Origin of the sequence: Streptomyces sp. WMMC1477, from assembly GCF_027460245.1 — a bacterium.
Lineage (GTDB): Bacteria > Actinomycetota > Actinomycetes > Streptomycetales > Streptomycetaceae > Streptomyces.
Window position 1 is genome coordinate 1160756 of the sequence record NZ_JAPZBD010000003.1, and the last position, 16106, is coordinate 1176861.

General features: G+C 74.9%; 13 protein-coding genes, 2 tRNA genes and 1 pseudogene. 5 read left to right on the forward strand and 11 right to left on the reverse strand.

The features are described from left to right. Positions 1–103: 103 nt before the first annotated feature. The 3 genes and pseudogenes from O7609_RS05470 to O7609_RS05480 all read right to left on the reverse strand — a co-directional run. Positions 104–257: pseudogene (locus O7609_RS05470) on the reverse strand (thioredoxin-disulfide reductase); the annotation flags it as partial. Positions 258–680: 423 nt separating this feature from the next. Then, positions 681–754 (reverse strand) — tRNA-Ile (locus O7609_RS05475). 179 nt (positions 755–933) lie between these two features. Further along, a tRNA-Asn gene (locus O7609_RS05480) sits at positions 934–1006 on the reverse strand. A gap of 157 nt (positions 1007–1163) precedes the next feature. On the opposite strand from O7609_RS05480, the gene O7609_RS05485 reads away from it, so the two are divergent. Next, positions 1164–1466, forward strand: coding sequence for a YtxH domain-containing protein (locus tag O7609_RS05485; protein WP_269733757.1), 303 nt, complete (start codon positions 1164–1166; stop codon positions 1464–1466). 42 nt (positions 1467–1508) lie between these two features. On the opposite strand, the gene O7609_RS05490 is transcribed toward O7609_RS05485, so the two are convergent. From O7609_RS05490 to O7609_RS05500, 3 genes are all read right to left on the reverse strand, one after another. Further along, positions 1509–2768 carry an NAD(P)/FAD-dependent oxidoreductase gene (locus tag O7609_RS05490; protein ID WP_269733758.1) on the reverse strand — a complete coding sequence of 420 codons (1260 nt, stop codon included), beginning with the start codon at positions 2766–2768 and terminating at the stop codon, positions 1509–1511. Between the two features lie 128 nt (positions 2769–2896). Next, complete coding sequence (locus O7609_RS05495; RefSeq protein WP_269743171.1) at positions 2897–4246, reverse strand: deoxyguanosinetriphosphate triphosphohydrolase; 1350 nt, start codon at positions 4244–4246, stop codon at positions 2897–2899. Between the two features lie 183 nt (positions 4247–4429). After that, positions 4430–5293: a sirohydrochlorin chelatase gene (locus O7609_RS05500; protein WP_269743172.1), complete on the reverse strand. Its 864-nt coding sequence runs from the start codon at positions 5291–5293 to the stop codon at positions 4430–4432. A 162-nt stretch (positions 5294–5455) separates the two neighbouring features. Here O7609_RS05500 and O7609_RS05505 point away from each other — a divergent pair, with 162 nt between their 5' ends. Next, the gene (locus O7609_RS05505) at positions 5456–7600 is read left to right on the forward strand and encodes a molybdopterin oxidoreductase family protein (RefSeq protein WP_269743173.1); all 2145 of its coding nucleotides are present in this window, start codon (positions 5456–5458) and stop codon (positions 7598–7600) included. A gap of 75 nt (positions 7601–7675) precedes the next feature. On the opposite strand, the gene O7609_RS05510 is transcribed toward O7609_RS05505, so the two are convergent. Beyond that, positions 7676–10438 (reverse strand): SpoIIE family protein phosphatase, encoded by a 2763-nt coding sequence (locus tag O7609_RS05510; protein ID WP_269743174.1) that lies wholly within the window; start codon positions 10436–10438, stop codon positions 7676–7678. A gap of 655 nt (positions 10439–11093) precedes the next feature. Between O7609_RS05510 and O7609_RS05515 the strand changes: the two genes are divergently transcribed. Next, complete coding sequence (locus O7609_RS05515) at positions 11094–12281, forward strand: GDSL-type esterase/lipase family protein (protein ID WP_269743175.1); 1188 nt, start codon at positions 11094–11096, stop codon at positions 12279–12281. A gap of 82 nt (positions 12282–12363) precedes the next feature. On the opposite strand, the gene O7609_RS05520 is transcribed toward O7609_RS05515, so the two are convergent. Beyond that, entirely contained in the window at positions 12364–12813 is a 450-nt protein-coding gene (locus tag O7609_RS05520; RefSeq protein WP_269733764.1) for a VOC family protein, read from the reverse strand. Between the two features lie 177 nt (positions 12814–12990). On the opposite strand from O7609_RS05520, the gene O7609_RS05525 reads away from it, so the two are divergent. Continuing rightward, the gene (locus O7609_RS05525) at positions 12991–14142 is read left to right on the forward strand and encodes a S8 family peptidase (protein ID WP_269733765.1); all 1152 of its coding nucleotides are present in this window, start codon (positions 12991–12993) and stop codon (positions 14140–14142) included. Here the strand turns inward: O7609_RS05525 and O7609_RS05530 are convergent. Together O7609_RS05530 and cutA are read right to left on the reverse strand one after the other, a co-directional pair. After that, positions 14126–14554, reverse strand: coding sequence for a gamma-glutamylcyclotransferase family protein (locus O7609_RS05530; RefSeq protein WP_269743176.1), 429 nt, complete (start codon positions 14552–14554; stop codon positions 14126–14128). The two genes, O7609_RS05525 and O7609_RS05530, sit on opposite strands and share 17 nt — an antisense overlap. Next, entirely contained in the window at positions 14551–14871 is a 321-nt protein-coding gene (cutA, locus tag O7609_RS05535; protein ID WP_269733767.1) for a divalent-cation tolerance protein CutA, read from the reverse strand. Before cutA ends, O7609_RS05530 begins: the two co-directional genes overlap by 4 nt. Positions 14872–14958: 87 nt before the next feature. Here cutA and O7609_RS05540 point away from each other — a divergent pair, with 87 nt between their 5' ends. Continuing rightward, positions 14959–15372 carry a VOC family protein gene (locus O7609_RS05540; RefSeq protein WP_269743177.1) on the forward strand — a complete coding sequence of 138 codons (414 nt, stop codon included), beginning with the start codon at positions 14959–14961 and terminating at the stop codon, positions 15370–15372. A gap of 3 nt (positions 15373–15375) precedes the next feature. On the opposite strand, the gene O7609_RS05545 is transcribed toward O7609_RS05540, so the two are convergent. Next, positions 15376–16104: a helix-turn-helix domain-containing protein gene (locus O7609_RS05545; RefSeq protein ID WP_269743178.1), complete on the reverse strand. Its 729-nt coding sequence runs from the start codon at positions 16102–16104 to the stop codon at positions 15376–15378. Positions 16105–16106 lie beyond the last annotated feature (2 nt).

Consider the following 16106-nt stretch of genomic DNA (forward strand, 5'->3'; position numbering starts at 1 on the left):
CGATCTGTCCCCACTTGGCCTCGGGGACCGAGGATCGATGGAGGCGCTGCGGGCGCCCGCGCCATAGGCGAGGCGTCAGACGGGAGCTAAGGCCCGTTCGCCCTGCGGTATCGGTGTCGCTGCGGGCGGCGAGGTACCGCTCGGCGTCCAGGGCGGCGGCGCAGCCGGAGCCAGCCGCGGTGATGGCCTGCCGTAGGTGTGGTCGACGACAGCGCCGGGGCCGAAGAACCGGGGACGTTGGTACGGGTGGAGGGGGAGGCTGCCTGGCAGGGCGAGATCGCCGCCTTCCCCACCACGGGCCCGGCAGTCGAGTGACACCTGGGGGGTTGGCGCGCGGCCCCAGCCCGGCTCCGATCTGCTCGGGGTGATCACCATGACCGGCCGGGGACGTGACAGCGCTGCGAACGAGCTGGAGCTGGTCCGGGCAGAGAGTGTCAACGACCGCTGCCCGGAGGAGCGGCGGCCGGACTTTCGCTCATGGTCTTCGCCGTCGCCCGCTCGGAGCCCTCGGGCCCGGATGGCTGGGTGAGGGGCCCGCTGTCCACTGACCCCACCGCGTGTTCCCCTGTGCGTCCTCTGGATCTTGGTCTGAGCAGGAAGAAGGGCCGCCGCGTTACTCGCGGCGGCCCTTGTCGTTACTCCAGTGCAGGCCAGAAGCCTCCGGCCTCGTCCCCGAGGAGTGGGGCGGGTGGGACTCGAACCCACGGCCGACGGATTATGAGTCCGCTGCTCTAACCGGCTGAGCTACCGCCCCGTTCGGCGCGTCGAGGGCTCCCGCACGCGCCGTCTGCCGCAGCATAGCTCCTTATACGATCTCCCGCCCGGAGTGGGCCGCGGCCTTCGGCGAGGGAGACGACGATCACGCGGCGGACGGTTCCCGCCCCGCCGGTGGTCACCAAAAAGGGCCCCGCACGGGGCCCTTCGTGTGGTGCGCTCCCCCGACTGGACTCGAACCAGTAACCTGCCGGTTAACAGCCGGCTGCTCTGCCAATTGAGCTACAGGGGACTGCCCTGCTCGGGTCCACCCGCCGTTCCCCGGGGGCGCTCCCTCGCTGCGAGCAATACATTAGCGCATGCCAGGGCCTGGTTTGAAATCGGTATCCGCACCGGTGCGGGGCACCCTGGGCAGTGAGTGACGAACACCGACGGAAGGGTTGCCGAGCATGCGGTACCGACTGACGTTCCTGACCGGCCTCGCGATCGGCTACGTGGCCGGGGCGAGGGCCGGGCGTGAGCGGTATGAACAGCTCCGGAACGCGGCCCAGCGGTTCGCCGAGAACCCGGCCGTCCGGAACACCTTCGAGGCCGCCGCGGTCAGCGGCCGGGACGCGGCGGGCCGGGCGGCCGACCGCATGGGCGACCGCCTGCCGCACTCGGTGAGCGAGCGGATGCGCGCGATGTCGGGCGGCCGGGGTCCGGGCGGTGCGAACGGTGAGGCCGACGACTGGGGCACCAGCAACACCTGAGGGCGGTGGTGCGGGGCCGGCAGCGGCCCCGCACCACGCGGCTCAGGCGGAGGGCAGGTCGGTCAGGGGCGTGGCCGGGTCGGCGAGGCGCTGGGCGTCCACGGGGCGGCCGGAGCGGATGAGCGCCTGGATGGGCTCGACGACGTCCCACACGTTGACGTTGAGCCCGGCCAGGACCCGGTTCTCGTGCAGCCAGAAGGCGATGAACTCGCGCTTGCCGACGTCGCCGCGGCAGATCACCTGGTCGTAGGTGCCGGGCGGGGCCCAGCCGCTGTACTCCAGGCCGAGGTCGTACTGGTCGGAGAAGAAGTAGGGGATGCGGTCGTAGACGACGTCCTGGCCGAGCATGGCGCGGGCGGCGGCGGGACCGCTGTGCAGGGCGTTCGCCCAGTGCTCGACGCGCAGCCGGGCGTCGAGCAGCGGGTGCTGGACGGCGGCGGCGTCCCCGGCGGCGTGGACGGCCGGGTCGGAGGTGCGCAGGGCGGGGTCGACGGCGATGCCGCCGGTGACCGGGTCGAGCTCCAGCCCCGCGGCGTCGGCCAGGGCCGTGCGCGGGGCGGCGCCGATGGCGGCCAGGACGCCGTGGGCGGGGTACTCCTCTCCGTCACCCGTCCGGACGGCGAGGACCTGCCCGTCGGCGCCGACGATCTCGGTGAGGGAGGCGCCGAAGACGAGCCGGACGCCGTTCTCGCGGTGGAGGTCGGCGAAGAGGGCGCCCAGTTCGGGGCCGAGGACCCGGTGCAGGGGGGCGGGGTCGCGTTCGATGACGGTGACCTCGGCGCCGTAGCTGCGGGCCGCGGCGGCGACCTCCAGGCCGATCCAGCCGGCTCCGGCGATCACGAGGTGCCCGTTCTCCCGGCCGAGCCGGGTGAGCATGCCGCGGAGCTGGTCGGCGTGGGCGAGCCGCCGCAGGTGGTGGACGCCGGCGAGGTCGGTGCCGGGGATGTCCAGGCGGCGGGGCTCGGCGCCGGTGGCCAGGAGCAGCTTGTCGTAGTGCAGGACGGTGCCGTCGCCCAGCCGGACGGACCGGGTGTCGCGGTCGATGTGGACGGCGGGCTGGCCGAGGTGCAGCTCGATCTCGGCGCGGGCGTACCAGGCGGGCTCGTGGACGAGGAGTCCCGAGCGTTCCTCGGTGCCGAGGAGGTACCCCTTGGAGAGCGGGGGGCGCTCGTAGGGGTGGTCGCGTTCGTCGCCGATCAGTATGACGCGGCCGGTGAACCCCTCCGACCGCAGTGTCTGCGCGGCCTTGGCTCCTGCCAAGCCGCCTCCGATGATGACGAACGTCTCGTTCGCGTCCACCACGTTGGTGCCTCCTCGCTGCCGTCCGGTCGCCCCCCGGAAGGTTCACCTGGGAGCGTCCCGCATCACCGCGAACACGGGAAGGGCGCACACCTATTGTGCGGACCTGCCGGTCTGTGCTGGGGCGACCGTCACTTCGCCGGGCGTGTTCGTCCGGCGGGCGCCGCAGTGGGCACGGTGGTGGGCGCCGCGGTGGGCACGGTGGTGTGGCTTCCGGTGCGGGTGAGCCGGGCGTGCAGATCACGGGCGGAGCGGTCGGTCAGGCAGGCGATCTGGTCGACGACCGTCCGCACCCGGGCGGCGTCGTCGGACGCGCGGGCGTACAGCGCGCGGAACTGCGGGTCGAGGCCGTCGGGGGCGCGCAGGATGAGCACCTCGGCCAGCTCGGCGAGGACGACGCGCTGGTCGGCGCGGAGCCGGGCCTGGTCGGGGCGCTGCATGACGTAGCGGTCGGCGACGGCCTTGAGGACGGCGCATTCCAGCCGGGCGTCGCGGGGGACGACGAGGTCGGCGGCGTGACGGCTGAGGGGCCCGGTGCCGTGGGCGGCGCGGGTGGCGTGCTCGGCTGCGAGGCAGAAGCGGCCGATGAGCTGGCTGGTGGCGTCCTTGAGCCGGGCCTGGGCGGTGGCGGTGCCGTCGTAGCCGTGTGGCCACCACTCCTGGTCGAGGAGCCGGTCGAGGGCCTCGGCCAGTTCGGCGTCCTCGGTGCCGTCGGGGGCGTAGCGGTCGCGGGCGACGGTGAAGATCTCCCGCCGCTCGGGCTCGGCGAGCAGCAGGTTGGGGTCGAGGTGGCCGGCGTGGAGGCCGTCCTCGACGTCGTGGACGGAGTAGGCGACGTCGTCGGACCAGTCCATGACCTGGGCCTCGAAGCACGCGTGGTGGGCCGGGGCGCCGGCACGGAGCCAGTCGAAGACGGGCAGGTCGTCGGCGTAGACGCCGAACTTGGGCGAGGCGGGGTCGGCGGGGTGGCCGCCCTGTGGCCAGGGGTACTTGGTGGCGGCGTCGAGGGCGGCGCGGGTGAGGTTGAGGCCGACGGGCACGCCGTCGGCGGAGAATCGTTTGGGCTCCAGCCGGGACAACAGCCGCAGGGACTGGGCGTTGCCCTCGAAGCCGCCGCAGGGCTCGGCGATCTCGGCGAGGACCTGTTCGCCGTTGTGCCCGAAGGGCGGGTGGCCGAGGTCGTGGGCCAGACAGGCGACCTCGACGAGGTCCGGGTCGCAGCCGAGGGCCGCGCCGAGCTCCCGGCCGACCTGGGCGCACTCCAGGGAATGCGTGAGCCGGGTTCGGGGTGTGGCGTCCCAGGCGTGCTCGCTGCCGCCGGGCGCGACGACCTGCGTCTTGCCGGCGAGGCGGCGCAGCGCCGCGGAGTGCAGGACGCGGGCGCGGTCGCGCTGGAAGGCGGTGCGGCCGGGCCGCTTGTCGGGCTCCGGCTCCCAGCGCTCGGTGTCGACCGCGTCATACGTCCGGTACGTGCCGTGCATACCTCGACGGTAGCCCGGCCCTCGCCCGCCCGCCGCAGGCTGCCCCTGCGCTGCGGCCGATCGCGCCGTTCCCCGCGCCCCCCGCGGGGCCAGCCCCCGCGCTTGGGAGATCCGCGCCGGAGGCGCGGGGCTGGCAGCGCGGGGCCCGGCACCGGGCCCCGCCCGAGCGTCGTGGACGACGGACTACCCGGTCCGGGCCAGCATCACCGTGTGGACCGCGGGGGCGGCGGCGAGGGCGCGGCGGCCCTCGTCGTAGCGGTGGAGGACGAGACGGGCCAGCGCGGGGTGGGCCCCCAGCGGATCGGCCGCCGGTACCCGGGGACCGGCCTCGCGGGCGCTGCGGGTGGCGAAGAAGCCGGGGGCGGTGAAGTAGGAGGCCAGCGCGATACGGCGGTGCCCGGCCGCGCGGAGGGCGGCGAGGGCCTGCGGCACGGTGGGGGTGGCGGCGCAGGCGTAGGCGCTCAGGACCGGGATGCCGCCCAGCCGGCGGGAGAGCAGGGCGGCGGTGCGGTCGGCGTCGGCGGCGGAGCGGGGGTCACGCGAGCCGGCGGCGGCGAGGACGACGGCGTCGGGCCGCGCGCGGCCCGGGAAGGGCGTGCCGGTCAGGCGCTCGGCGAGCCGGGCGTGCAGGGCTTCGGCGAGGAGTGGGTGCGGGCCGAGGGGCGCCGTCTGGGCGATCCGCAGGTGGGGGGCCGCGGCGGCGGCCTCGGGCAGGTCGTGGTGGACGTGGTGGCCGCGGCCGAGGAGCAGCGGGACGCGGACAGCCCGGCCGGGGGCGTGCTCCGCGAGGGTGTCGGCGAGCAGTGGCTCGTTCAGCTCGACGTGGCCCAGCTCGACGCGCAGCCCGGGCCGCTGGGCGCGGACCTCGGCCAGCAGGGCGCGGACGGTGGCGAGGGCTCGCGGGTCGCGGGAGCCGTGGGCGACGGCGACGAGGGTGGGGCCCTGCGGACGGCGGCGGGCGCGGCGCGGCGTCGCGGCGCGGTCAGGGGCGGCGGGGCGGCTCGCGGCGAGGGAGCGGTGCGCGATGGGGTCGGGTCGTGCCGTCATGCTCCGCAAGTCTCGCCGGAGGCCGTTGCCGGGCGGTTGCGCCGGGGAAACGGCCGGTTGCGTCACCCTCACAGCGTACGCACGCCGGACGGGAGCGGCTTGTTACCAGGGCGGTAACACGGCGGGGGCGGCGAGGAAACACGGCCGACGCACGATGGCGCCATGAACGCAACGCCCGCCACGCAGCCCGCCTCGCCGCCCCGGGAGCCCGCCTGGACCCACTGCCCGTACTGCTCGCTGCAGTGCGGGATGGGGCTGAGGCCCACCGGTGTCCCGGAGACGTCGGGGCTGCCGGGGCTGGAGGTCACGGAGCGTACCGCGTTCCCCGTGAACCGGGGCGCCCTGTGCGGTAAGGGAAGGACGGCCACCGAGGTGCTGGCCGCCGGGTCACGGCTGACGGAGCCGCTGGTGCGCCGCTCCCCCGGCGGGCCGCTGGAGCCCGCGGGCTGGGACGAGGCGCTGGGCCGGATCGCCGGGGAACTGGTCCGGGTGCGGGAGGCGCACGGGCCGGACGCGTCCGCGATCTTCGGCGGCGGCGGGCTCACCAACGAGAAGGCGTACCTGCTGGGCAAGTTCGCCCGGCTGGTGCTCGGCACCTCGCAGATCGACTACAACGGCCGGTTCTGCATGTCCTCGGCGGCGGCGGCCGGCATCCGGGCGTTCGGGCTGGACCGGGGGCTGCCGTTCCCGATGGAGGACATCCCCACGTCCGGCTGCGTCATCCTGGTGGGCTCGAACCCGGCCGAGACGATGCCGCCCGCGCTGCGCTACTTCACCGAACTGCGGGAGAACGGCGGCAAGCTGATCGTCGTCGACCCGCGCCGGACCCGCACCGCCGAGCAGGCGGATCTGCACCTCGCCCCGCGCCCCGGCACGGACCTGGCGCTGGCGCTGGGCATGCTGCACCTCGTCGTCGCGGAGGGGAGGACGGACGAGGAGTACATCGCGGCGCGCACCACGGGCTGGGACGAGGCGCGGGCGGCGGCCATGGCGCACTGGCCGGAGCTGGTGGAGCGGATCACCGGGGTGCCGGTGCCGCAGCTGCGTGAAGCGGTGGCCCACTTCTGCGACGCCGGGTCCGCGATGGTGCTGACGGCACGCGGGCCCGAGCAGCAGGCCAAGGGCACCGACACGGTGGGCGCCTGGATCAACCTGACGCTGGCCACCGGCCGGGCGGGCCGGCCGCACTCCGGCTACGGGTGCCTGACCGGCCAGGGCAACGGCCAGGGCGGCCGGGAGCACGGCCAGAAGGCGGACCAGCTGCCCGGCTACCGGATGCTGACGGACCCGGCGGCGCGGGCGCATGTGGCCGGGGTGTGGGGCGTGGACCCGGACACGCTGCCCGGCCCGGGCCGCAGCGCCTACGAGCTGCTCGACGCCCTCGGCCGGGACGTGCGCTCGCTGCTGGTGCTGGCCTCCAACCCGGTCGTCTCGGCGCCGCGTGCCGCGCACGTGGAGGAGCGGCTGCGGTCGCTGGACTTCCTCGCCGTGTGCGACGTCGTGCTCTCCGAGACGGCCGCCCTCGCGGACGTCGTCCTGCCGGTGACGCAGTGGGCCGAGGAGGGCGGCACGCTCACCAACCTGGAGGGCCGCGTGCTGCTGCGCCGCAAGGCGCTGGACCCGCCGCCCGGGGTGCGCTCGGACCTGTCGGTGCTGAACGCGCTGGCCGCCCGGCTCGGCTGGGAGAAGGGCTTCCCGGAGGACCCGGAGGAGGTGTTCGACGAGCTGCGCCGCGCCTCGGCGGGCGGAAAGGCGGACTACTCGGGGATCACCTACCGCCGTATCGCGGAGGAGGACGGCGTCTTCTGGCCCTGCCCGGCGCCGGAGGAGGGCGGGACGCCGCACCCCGGCACGCCCCGGCTCTTCCTCGACCGGTTCGCGACGCCCGACGGCCGGGCCCGCTTCACGCCCGTCACGCACCGGCCCTCGGCGGAGGAACCGGACGCGGAGTACCCGGTGCTGCTGACGACGGGCCGGGTGCTGGCCCAGTACCAGTCGGGGGCGCAGACGCGCCGGGTCGCGGAGCTGAACTCCGCGGCGCCGGGCCCGTTCGTGCAGCTCCACCCGCAGCTGGCGGAGCGGCACGGGATCGCCGAGGGGGACACCGTCGCCGTCACCTCCCGCCGGGGGCGGGCGCTGGCCCCGGCCCGGGTGACGCGGGACATCCGCCCGGACACGGTGTTCATGCCGTTCCACTGGCCCGGGCAGGGCCGGGCGAACTCGCTCACCAACCCGGCGCTGGACCCGACGTCCCGGATGCCGGAGTTCAAGGTCTGCGCCGTCCGCGTGGAGCGGGCGGCGGGGTGAGGCCCCCGGCCGGGCACGGGGGCCCGGCCGGGTTGCGTGGGACGTCGGACCGGCCGGGCACGGGCCCGGCGGGGTTCACAACTCGATCTCGGGCAGCTCCCCGAACTCGGGCAGCATCGCCAGGTCCGGCAGCTGGCCGTCGGCGAGCTGCTGCTCCGTCCAGACGACCTTGCCGGTGAGCGTGTAGCGGGTGCCCCAGCGCTGGGCGAGCTGGGCCACGAGGAACAGGCCGCGCCCGCCCTCGTCCGTGATGGCGGCGCGGCGCAGGTGGGGGGAGGTGCTGCTGCCGTCGGACACCTCGCAGATCAGCGTGCGCTCGTACAGCAGCCGCACGTGGATCGGCTCGGTGCCGTAGCGGATCGCGTTGGTGATCAGCTCGCTGAGGACGAGTTCCGTGGTGAAGGTGATCTCGTCCAGGCCCCAGGCCGTGAGCTGGCGGCTGCACGCGCCGCGGACGGTGGCGACGGCGGCCGGGTCCATCGGCACGTCCCAGTCGGCGATGCGGGTGCGGTCCAGCAGCCGGGTGCGGGCCACGAGGAGGGCGATGTCGTCGCGGCGGTTCTTGGGCAGCATGCTGCCGAACACCGCCTCGCAGGTCTCCTCTGGGGAGGCGTCGGCGGCGCGGCGCAGGGTCTGGTGCAGCAGGTCCAGGCCGGCGTCGATGTCGCGGTCCCGGTCCTCGACGAGGCCGTCGGTGTAGAGGACGAGCCGGCTGCCCTCGGGCAGGTTCAGTTCCGCCGACTCGAACGGCAGCCCGCCCAGGCCGAGCGGTGGGGCGATGGGCACCTCGGGGAACTCCACGGTGCCGTCGGGGAGGACGAGGGCGGGCGCGAGGTGCCCGGCCCGGGAGAGGCGGCAGTGCCCGGAGACCGGGTCGTACACGGCGTACAGGCAGGTGGCGCCGGTGATGCCCTCGCCCTCGGGCTCGTCCAGGTCGATGCGGCTGACCAGCTCGTCGAGGTAGGCGAGGAGCTCGTCGGGGGGCAGGTCGAGAGTGGAGAAGTTGTGCACGGCGGTGCGCAGGCGTCCCATGGTGGCCGCGGCGTGCAGGCCGTGCCCGACGACGTCGCCGACGACGAGGGCGACGCGGGCGCCGGGCAGCGGGATGACGTCGAACCAGTCGCCGCCCACGCGGGCCTGCGCGGGCAGGTAGCGGTAGGCGACGTCCAGGGCGCTCTGGTGGGGCAGCGCGTGCGGCAGCAGGCTGCGCTGAAGCGTTTCCGCCATGGCGTGCTCGCGCGTGAACCGGCGCGCGTTGTCTATCGCGACGGCGGCCCGGGCGGCCAGCTCATCGGCGAAGGAGAGATCCTCCTCCCCGAACGGCTCGGAGTCCGCCGTGCGCCAGAAGTTGGTCATGCCCAGGATCACCCCGCGGGCCTGGAGCGGCGCGGTCACCAGAGAACGGACTCCGTAGGCCAGGGCGTTGCTCGCGCCCTGCGGGTCCTGGGCCCGCCAGGCGTCCGCGACCGTCAGATCGGCCTCCAGCACGGCGTGCCCGCCGGACAGGGCCGCGGCCATGGGAGTGTGGGTCGCGACGAACGCGATGGGGTCGCCGACGGGCTGGAAGGGGTGGTCGTCCGCGATCCCGCTCAGCGCCGAGCGGCGCATCTCCGTGGTCTGACCCGTTGGCTCCTCGCCCCGTAGCACCGGTTCCAGCAGCTCGACGGTGACGAAGTCGGCGAACCGCGGGACGGCGACGTCGGCCAGCTCCTCGGCCGTGCGGACGACGTCCAGCGTCGTGCCGATCCGCACCCCGGCGTCGTAGAGGATGCGCAGCCGCTCGCGGGCCACCTCCGCCGTTCCGGCCAGGGCGCTCAGCTCCGTGGTGTCGCGCAGGGTGGCCACCCGCCCGGGCTGCCCGCCGAAGGGGGCCGTGGGCCGGGTGTTGACGGCGACCAGCCGATCCCCGGACAGGTGCACCTCGTCCGTCACGGAACGGTCCGAGGCCAGCAGCTCGGCGGTGGCGTCGTTGAGCCCCAGCCCGGTGACGGGACGTCCCTCGGCGTCGTCGGGCAGCTCCAGCAGCCTGCGTGCCTCGTCGTTGGCGAGGACGAGGCGGCCGTCGCCGCCGACGATGACCACGCCCTCCCGGACGGCGTGCAGCACGGCGTCGTGGTGTTCGTACATCCGGGTCATCTCGGAGGGCCCGATCCCCCGCGTCAGCCTACGCAGCCTGCGGTTCACCAGCGCCGCGCTGCCGACGGCCAGGACGAGGGCCACACCGCCGGAGATCAGGATGAGGGGCAGTTGTCCCTGCACCGACTCACCGACCGTGTCGATCTCCACCCCGGCCGAGACCAGCCCGATCACCAGCCCCCGGTCGTCCGTGACGGGGACGACGGCTCGGGCCGCGTCGCTCGGGTCGCCGCGGAAGATCTCGGTGAACGCCTCCCCCTCGGCGGCCCGCTCGACCCCCTGCGTCCGGGTGCCGATGAGGTCCGGGTCGGTGTCGGCGTACCGCGTACCGTCGGTCGAGAGCACGGTGATGAAGTCGACCCCGGTGTCCCACTCGGACGCCTGCACACGGGGCTGGAGCACGCTCGTCGGATTCTCGGACTCCAGCGCCTCCACGATGCCCGGCGCGTGCGCGAAGGCCGCGGCGGCGGCCCGCGACCGCCGCTGCGCGTCGTGCTCGGTGTCGTTGCGGGCCTGCAGGACGACCCCGACGACCGCCGCGGAGATCAGCACCACGGCGACGAGGATCTGGAAGAACAGGACCTGGCCCGCGACGCTGCGTCCGCGCAGCTTCCACCACCGGCCTGCGCCCTCCCTCCCGGCGGCCAGGCCGGCGAGCACTCGGCCTGTGCCACGCCTCCGTGGAGCAGAACGCCCAGGCATACCCCATTTCTAGCACCAGATCCGACCCCCCGACTCCTGGAGCCGCCGCACGGGCTATCAGCCTCCCGGCGAGGGTCCTGGCCCGGCCGGCGCGGGCGGGCATCGGAGCCGGGGGCCCCGCCACGTGGACCGGCAGCGCAGTGTGCGCATCCCCCGGCCCGGCACGGCGGAGCCGGGGGAGGTGGTCGCCTGCGACGACGAACAGGGGTTCGTCCTGCCAGGGCCGGCGGATCAGGGCACGTCGGGGGCACTCGGTGCGAGCGAGAACGCGGGCGACCGGTCACTCTGCGCAGCCGATCAGGCCACTCGACGCCCGAAGGGCCCTTCGCTCGCCCCCGCGTCCGGCCCGGCAGTCACCCCGGGGCAGCCCGACGGTTACCCGGAGTGCCGACGGGACAGCCGTCACCACGGGCCCCGGAAGGCCCCGCGGGCGGGGAAATTGTCACGCGCACACCTTGCTTCCCCCCGGGCACGTGCAGGCCCGTGACAAAGCCCGGCGGCCGTCAACGGCGTAATCGAAACGACATCTGCAACTACCTTGCGGTAACAAAAAGCGGCGTGCCAGATTCCGCATGCCACCCGGCCGGGAGCACCCCCCATCCGCCTGCCAGGTGTCGGCCGCACGGCCGGCACGGCTCAACGCAGGAGTACCACCGTGTCCGGAATCCGCAGCACCGCCAGCACCCCCAAGCCGCCCGGCAGACGCCGGCGGCTCGCCGCCGCCGTCCTCGCCATCCCGCTCGCGTTCGCCGGGCTGACGACGCTGGGCGCCGGCCCCTCCGCCGCCAGTCCCGGTTCCGGGCCGACCGCGATCGTGTCGATGGGCGACAGCTACATCTCCGGTGAGGCGGGCCGCTGGAAGGGCAACAGCCTCGACAACTCCGGCAGCCGCGACGGCACCGACCGCGCCTGGACGGGCAGCTCCTACGACAAGACGCGGGTCTACGGAGAAACCGCGCTGGGCGGCTGCCACCGCTCCGACTCCGCCGAGGTCAAGAGCGCGACCGGCACCGCGCAGGCCCTGATCAACCTCGCCTGCTCCGGGGCCACCACGGAGAACGTCTTCCGGTCCTCGAACGGCGGCGTGGCCTACAAGGGCGAGGCTCCGCAGGCCGACCAGCTCGCGGCCGTCGCCGCGGCCTACGACGTGGAGACCATCGCCCTGTCGATCGGCGGCAACGACCTGGGCTTCGCGGACATCATCACGAACTGCGCCACCGACTACATCATCTGGTGGTCCTACTGCCACGACGACCAGCAGGAGGTCGTGGACTCCAAGATCGACGGCGTCATGGCGGACGTCACCAAGGCCGTGGAGGAGATCCGCGCCGTGATGTCGGAGGCGGGCTACGCGGCCTCGGACTACGAGATCGTCCTCCAGTCCTACCCCTCGCCGATCCCGCGGGGCGACGAGAACCGCTACGCGCAGAGCGGCTGGTCGCGGACCAACACCGGCGGCTGCCCGTTCTGGGACAAGGACTCCGACTGGGCGCGCGACTCGCTGGTGCCGCAGATCGCCGACCGCCTCCACGGCGTGGCGACGGCGACGGGCACCCGGTTCCTGGACCTCCGGGACATGCTCCAGGGCCGGGAGGTCTGCGCCCGGAGCAGCTCCCAGGTCACCGACTCGCAGGCGCCCTCGGCACGGACGAGTGAGTGGGCGCGCTGGATCGACAGCCAGTCCACCCAGGGCGACGTTCAGGAGTCGATGCACCCGAACTACTACGGTCAGCTCGCCCTGGGCCGGTGCCTGACCCTCGTCCACGGCTCCAGCGGCGACGCCGCCTGCCGCAACACGCCCGGCAAGGGCACGTCGGGGATGTATCTGGCCAGTCTGTCCTGACCCTCCCAGCCGCGACGGCGCCGGACCCGCCCCCCCCCGGGGTTCGGCGCCGTCGCCTTGGTGTGTGACGGTGCGGTGCGGCTCAGGAGAGCCGCGGGACCGGGGCCTCGCCGAACACCCAGGGGGCGAGGACGACGCGCCAGCCGTCCGGATCCGTGAACAGCACCGCCCCGCGCCGCGGCCAGTAGGGGTTCGCGGCCGCGACCGGGCGATGGCCGCGGGCTTCGAGACGTCCGGAGGCGGCGGCCACCGCCTCCGGGCCGCGCAGGTAGAGCACGAGCTGGTTCTCCGGATGGGGCTCGGGGACGCGGGGCGGATCGCCGTGCTGGGTGATCTCCATGTGCACCGGGGTGCCGGGCAGGCCGAACACGGCGCCGTCGTATCCGGCGTGCCCGGCGTCCCCGCGCCACGCGGCCAGGACGGGGAGCCCGAGGTCGTCGCGGTAGAAGGCCACGACGGCCTCGTACGCGGCGGTGGGGCGGGCGAAGCGGACGGCGCCGACGTCGAGGTGGGCGGGCCAGGCAGCGGTCATGGGCCCAGCCTGGACGCTCCGACAGGCGCGCGACAGCGGCCGGGGAACGATCCGCGGCCCGTCCCGGGGCGTAGGACCGGAAACTGACGCCCCGTACGCGGGAGGTCTGGACGGATCCCGCCCGGGCTGTCATGGTCACGCCGTTCGAGTGCGTCCCCCAGCGCAGAGGAGTTCCTCGTGGCACGGAAACGTACGGCGGCACTGTTGGCGGCGGCCCTCGCCGCCGTGACCCTCGGATTCACCCCGGCGGACGGGCGGCAGCAGCAGCGGGAGGCGGGGTACCTGGTCCTGCTCGACCGGGACGGCGTCCGGGCCTCGGCCGCGGCCCTGGAGCGTTCCGGGGCGGAGATCACCCGGACGTTCGACACCGTGCTGGACGGCCACGCGGTGCGCGCCACTCCGGCGGAGGCCCGCAGACTCGCGGCGCAGGACGGCGTGGCACGCGTCGTGCCGGACACCCCCGTGCACGCCGCCGGCCACCGCACCGTGCAGGAGAACGCACCCTGGCACCTGGACCGGCTGGACCAGCGGTGGCTGCCGCTCGACGGCCGCTACGCCTACCCGTCCTCGGCGGGCGCGGGCGTCACGGCATACGTGCTGGACACCGGGGTGCGCGTTACCCACGAGGAGTTCGGCGGCCGCGCGTCCCACGGTACGGACGTGGTGGACGGCGACTCCGTCGCCGACGACGGCAACGGCCACGGGACCTACCTCGCCGGGCTCATCGCCGGGGAGACGTTCGGCGTGGCGAAGGAGGCTGACGTCGTCGCCGTGCGGGTGCTCAACGACTACGGCGGCGGCACCGTGTCGGGCGTCATCGCGGGCATCGAGTGGGTCGTCGAGCACGCCGAGAGGCCCGCCGTGGTCAACATGAGCCTGGGCGGCGGCCCCAACGCCGCGCTGGACGAGGCCGTCCGGGGCGCCATCGCGGCGGGTGTCGGCTTCTCCGTCTCGGCGGGCGGCTCCAACGCGGACGCGAGCGGCTTCTCCCCGGCACGCGTCACCGAGGCCCTCACCGTCAGCGCGACCGACCAGAGCGACAACCGGGCGTCCTTCGCCAACTACGGCAGCGTCGTCGACCTGTTCGCCCCGGGCACGAACATCACCGGGCCCTGGCACACCTCGGACACCTCCATCGCCACGCTCTCCGGCACTTCGGGCCCGGCCGCCCTGGTGACCGGGGCGGCCGCGCTGGAGCTGGGCGAGCGGCCCGGGGGCGACCCGGCCACGGTGGCCCAGAACCTGAAGCAGGCCGCCACCCCCGGCGCCGTCGGCAACCCGGGGCCGGACACCACGGACCGGTTGCTGAACGTCATCGAGCTCGGCTGAGCCAGTCCCCCGAGACGATCGGCGTCCCCTCCTCGCACAGCCGCCGGGCCAGGGGCGGCGCGGCCACGTAGAGCCACACGCGCTCCGTGCCGCCCCCGACCCGCTCCGCCTCCGCCGTCACCCGCTCGTAGACGTTCGCCGTGCCACCGGGCACACAGTCCTCCAGCTCGTCCAGGACGTGCAGGATCTCGCCGTACCGCCCCGGGTCCGGCTCCACCAGGGTGCCGGTGACGACACCGTCCCCGGCCACGGCGTACGGGTAGCCGGGGCCCTCGTAGAGCACGAGGCCACGCACGGTGGCAGGCTCCTCGCGCACGGTGCGCCCGGCGAGGGCCCACGTGTGGTTGTGCTCTCCGGGCCGGAGGGTGCCGTAGACGAAGAACGGGAGGCGGGGCATGCCCGGCGTGCTCATGTGCCGGTCTCCTCGGCCACCCAGCGGGCGTAGGCCGCGCTCGCCCGGCGCACGGGCGTGGCGATGATCTCCGGCACGTCGTAGGTGTGGGCCTCGGCGAGGAAGGCCTCCAGCGCGTCGTAGCGCTCGGCCGTCGTCTTGAACAGCACCTGCCACTCCGGGTCGTCCTGCACCTCCCCCTTCCAGCGGTAGACGGAGGTGACGGGCCCGGCGATCTGCGCGCAGGCCGCGACCCGGCGGTCCACGGCCCCCGCGGCCAGCGCCCGCGCCGACTCCGCGCTGTCGGTGGTGGTCAGGACGGTCAGCAGTTCGGCCATGTCGGCACCGTATCCGGAACCGGGCGCCGCGCGCCGCGTCCGATTCGTTCAAGACCGGCGGCCCGGGAAGCGCCTAGCGTCGGCGGCATGCCACATACGACACGCATGACACCCCGGTTCGATCTCGTCGGCATGGTGACGGCCGACATGGCCGCGACGCTCGGGTTCTACCGCCGGCTCGGGCTGGACCTCCCCGCCGAGGCGGACAGCGCCCCGCACGCCGAGGCCGTCGGCCCCGGCGGGGTGCGGCTGGCCTGGGACACCGTGGAGGTGATGCGCTCGATGCACCCCGGCTGGGAGATGCCGAAGGACGAGGGCCGCGTCGCGCTGGCTTTCCGGTGCGAGGGTCCGGCGGACGTCGACCGCGTGTACGCGGAGATGACGGCGGCCGGGTACGCGTCCCGGAAGGAGCCCTGGGACGCGCCCTGGGGGCAGCGGTATGCGGTCCTCGCGGACCCCGACGGCACCCCGGTCGACCTCTTCGCCCCGCTCGGCGACTGAGTCTCAGCCCGGGCCCCGGAGCAGCGTGCCGAGCGGCACCCCGGCCAGGGCGCGCACGTCTCGGGCCAGGTGCGCCTGGTCCGCGTAGCCGGTCACGGCGGCGACCTCGGCGGGCGGCCGGCCCGCCCGGGCCCGCTCCAGGGCGCGCTGGAAGCGCAGGATGCGGGCGAGCGTCTTCGGGCCGTAGCCGAAGGCGTCCAGGGACCGGCGGTGGAGTTGGCGCTCGCTGAGCCCCGCCTCGCGGGCGACGTCCGCCACGCTCCGGCCGGCCGCGAGGGCGCGGGCCACCGCGGGGTGGAGCTCCCGGCCGGGGGCCTCGGGTGTGCGGGAGCGCGCGGCGAGCCCGTCCAGGGCCGCGAGCTCCTCCAGTGCCTCGCCCCGGTCGGCGGCCTCGGTGACGCGTTCGGTCAGCCGCCGCACCCGGGCGCCGGGCCACAGCGCGTCCAGCGGCACCCGCTGGTCCCGCAGCTCCCGGGCGGGGACGCCGAGGACGGCGGGGCCGGTGCCGGGGGCGAAGCGCAGCCCGGTCCAGGCGGTGCCGGGCCGCTCGGCGCCGGTCTGGGCCCGGGTGTCCGGGCCCGCGACCAGGAACCCGGCGGCTCCGTCGCCCTCCCGCCAGATGAGGTCCATGCAGCCGTCGGGCAGGACGAGGGCGGGGCCGGCGACCGGCGCGGCGGTGCGGGTCCACAAGACGGCGCCGCCGCCGAGGGTCGAGGGCCGCTCGCGGTACACCG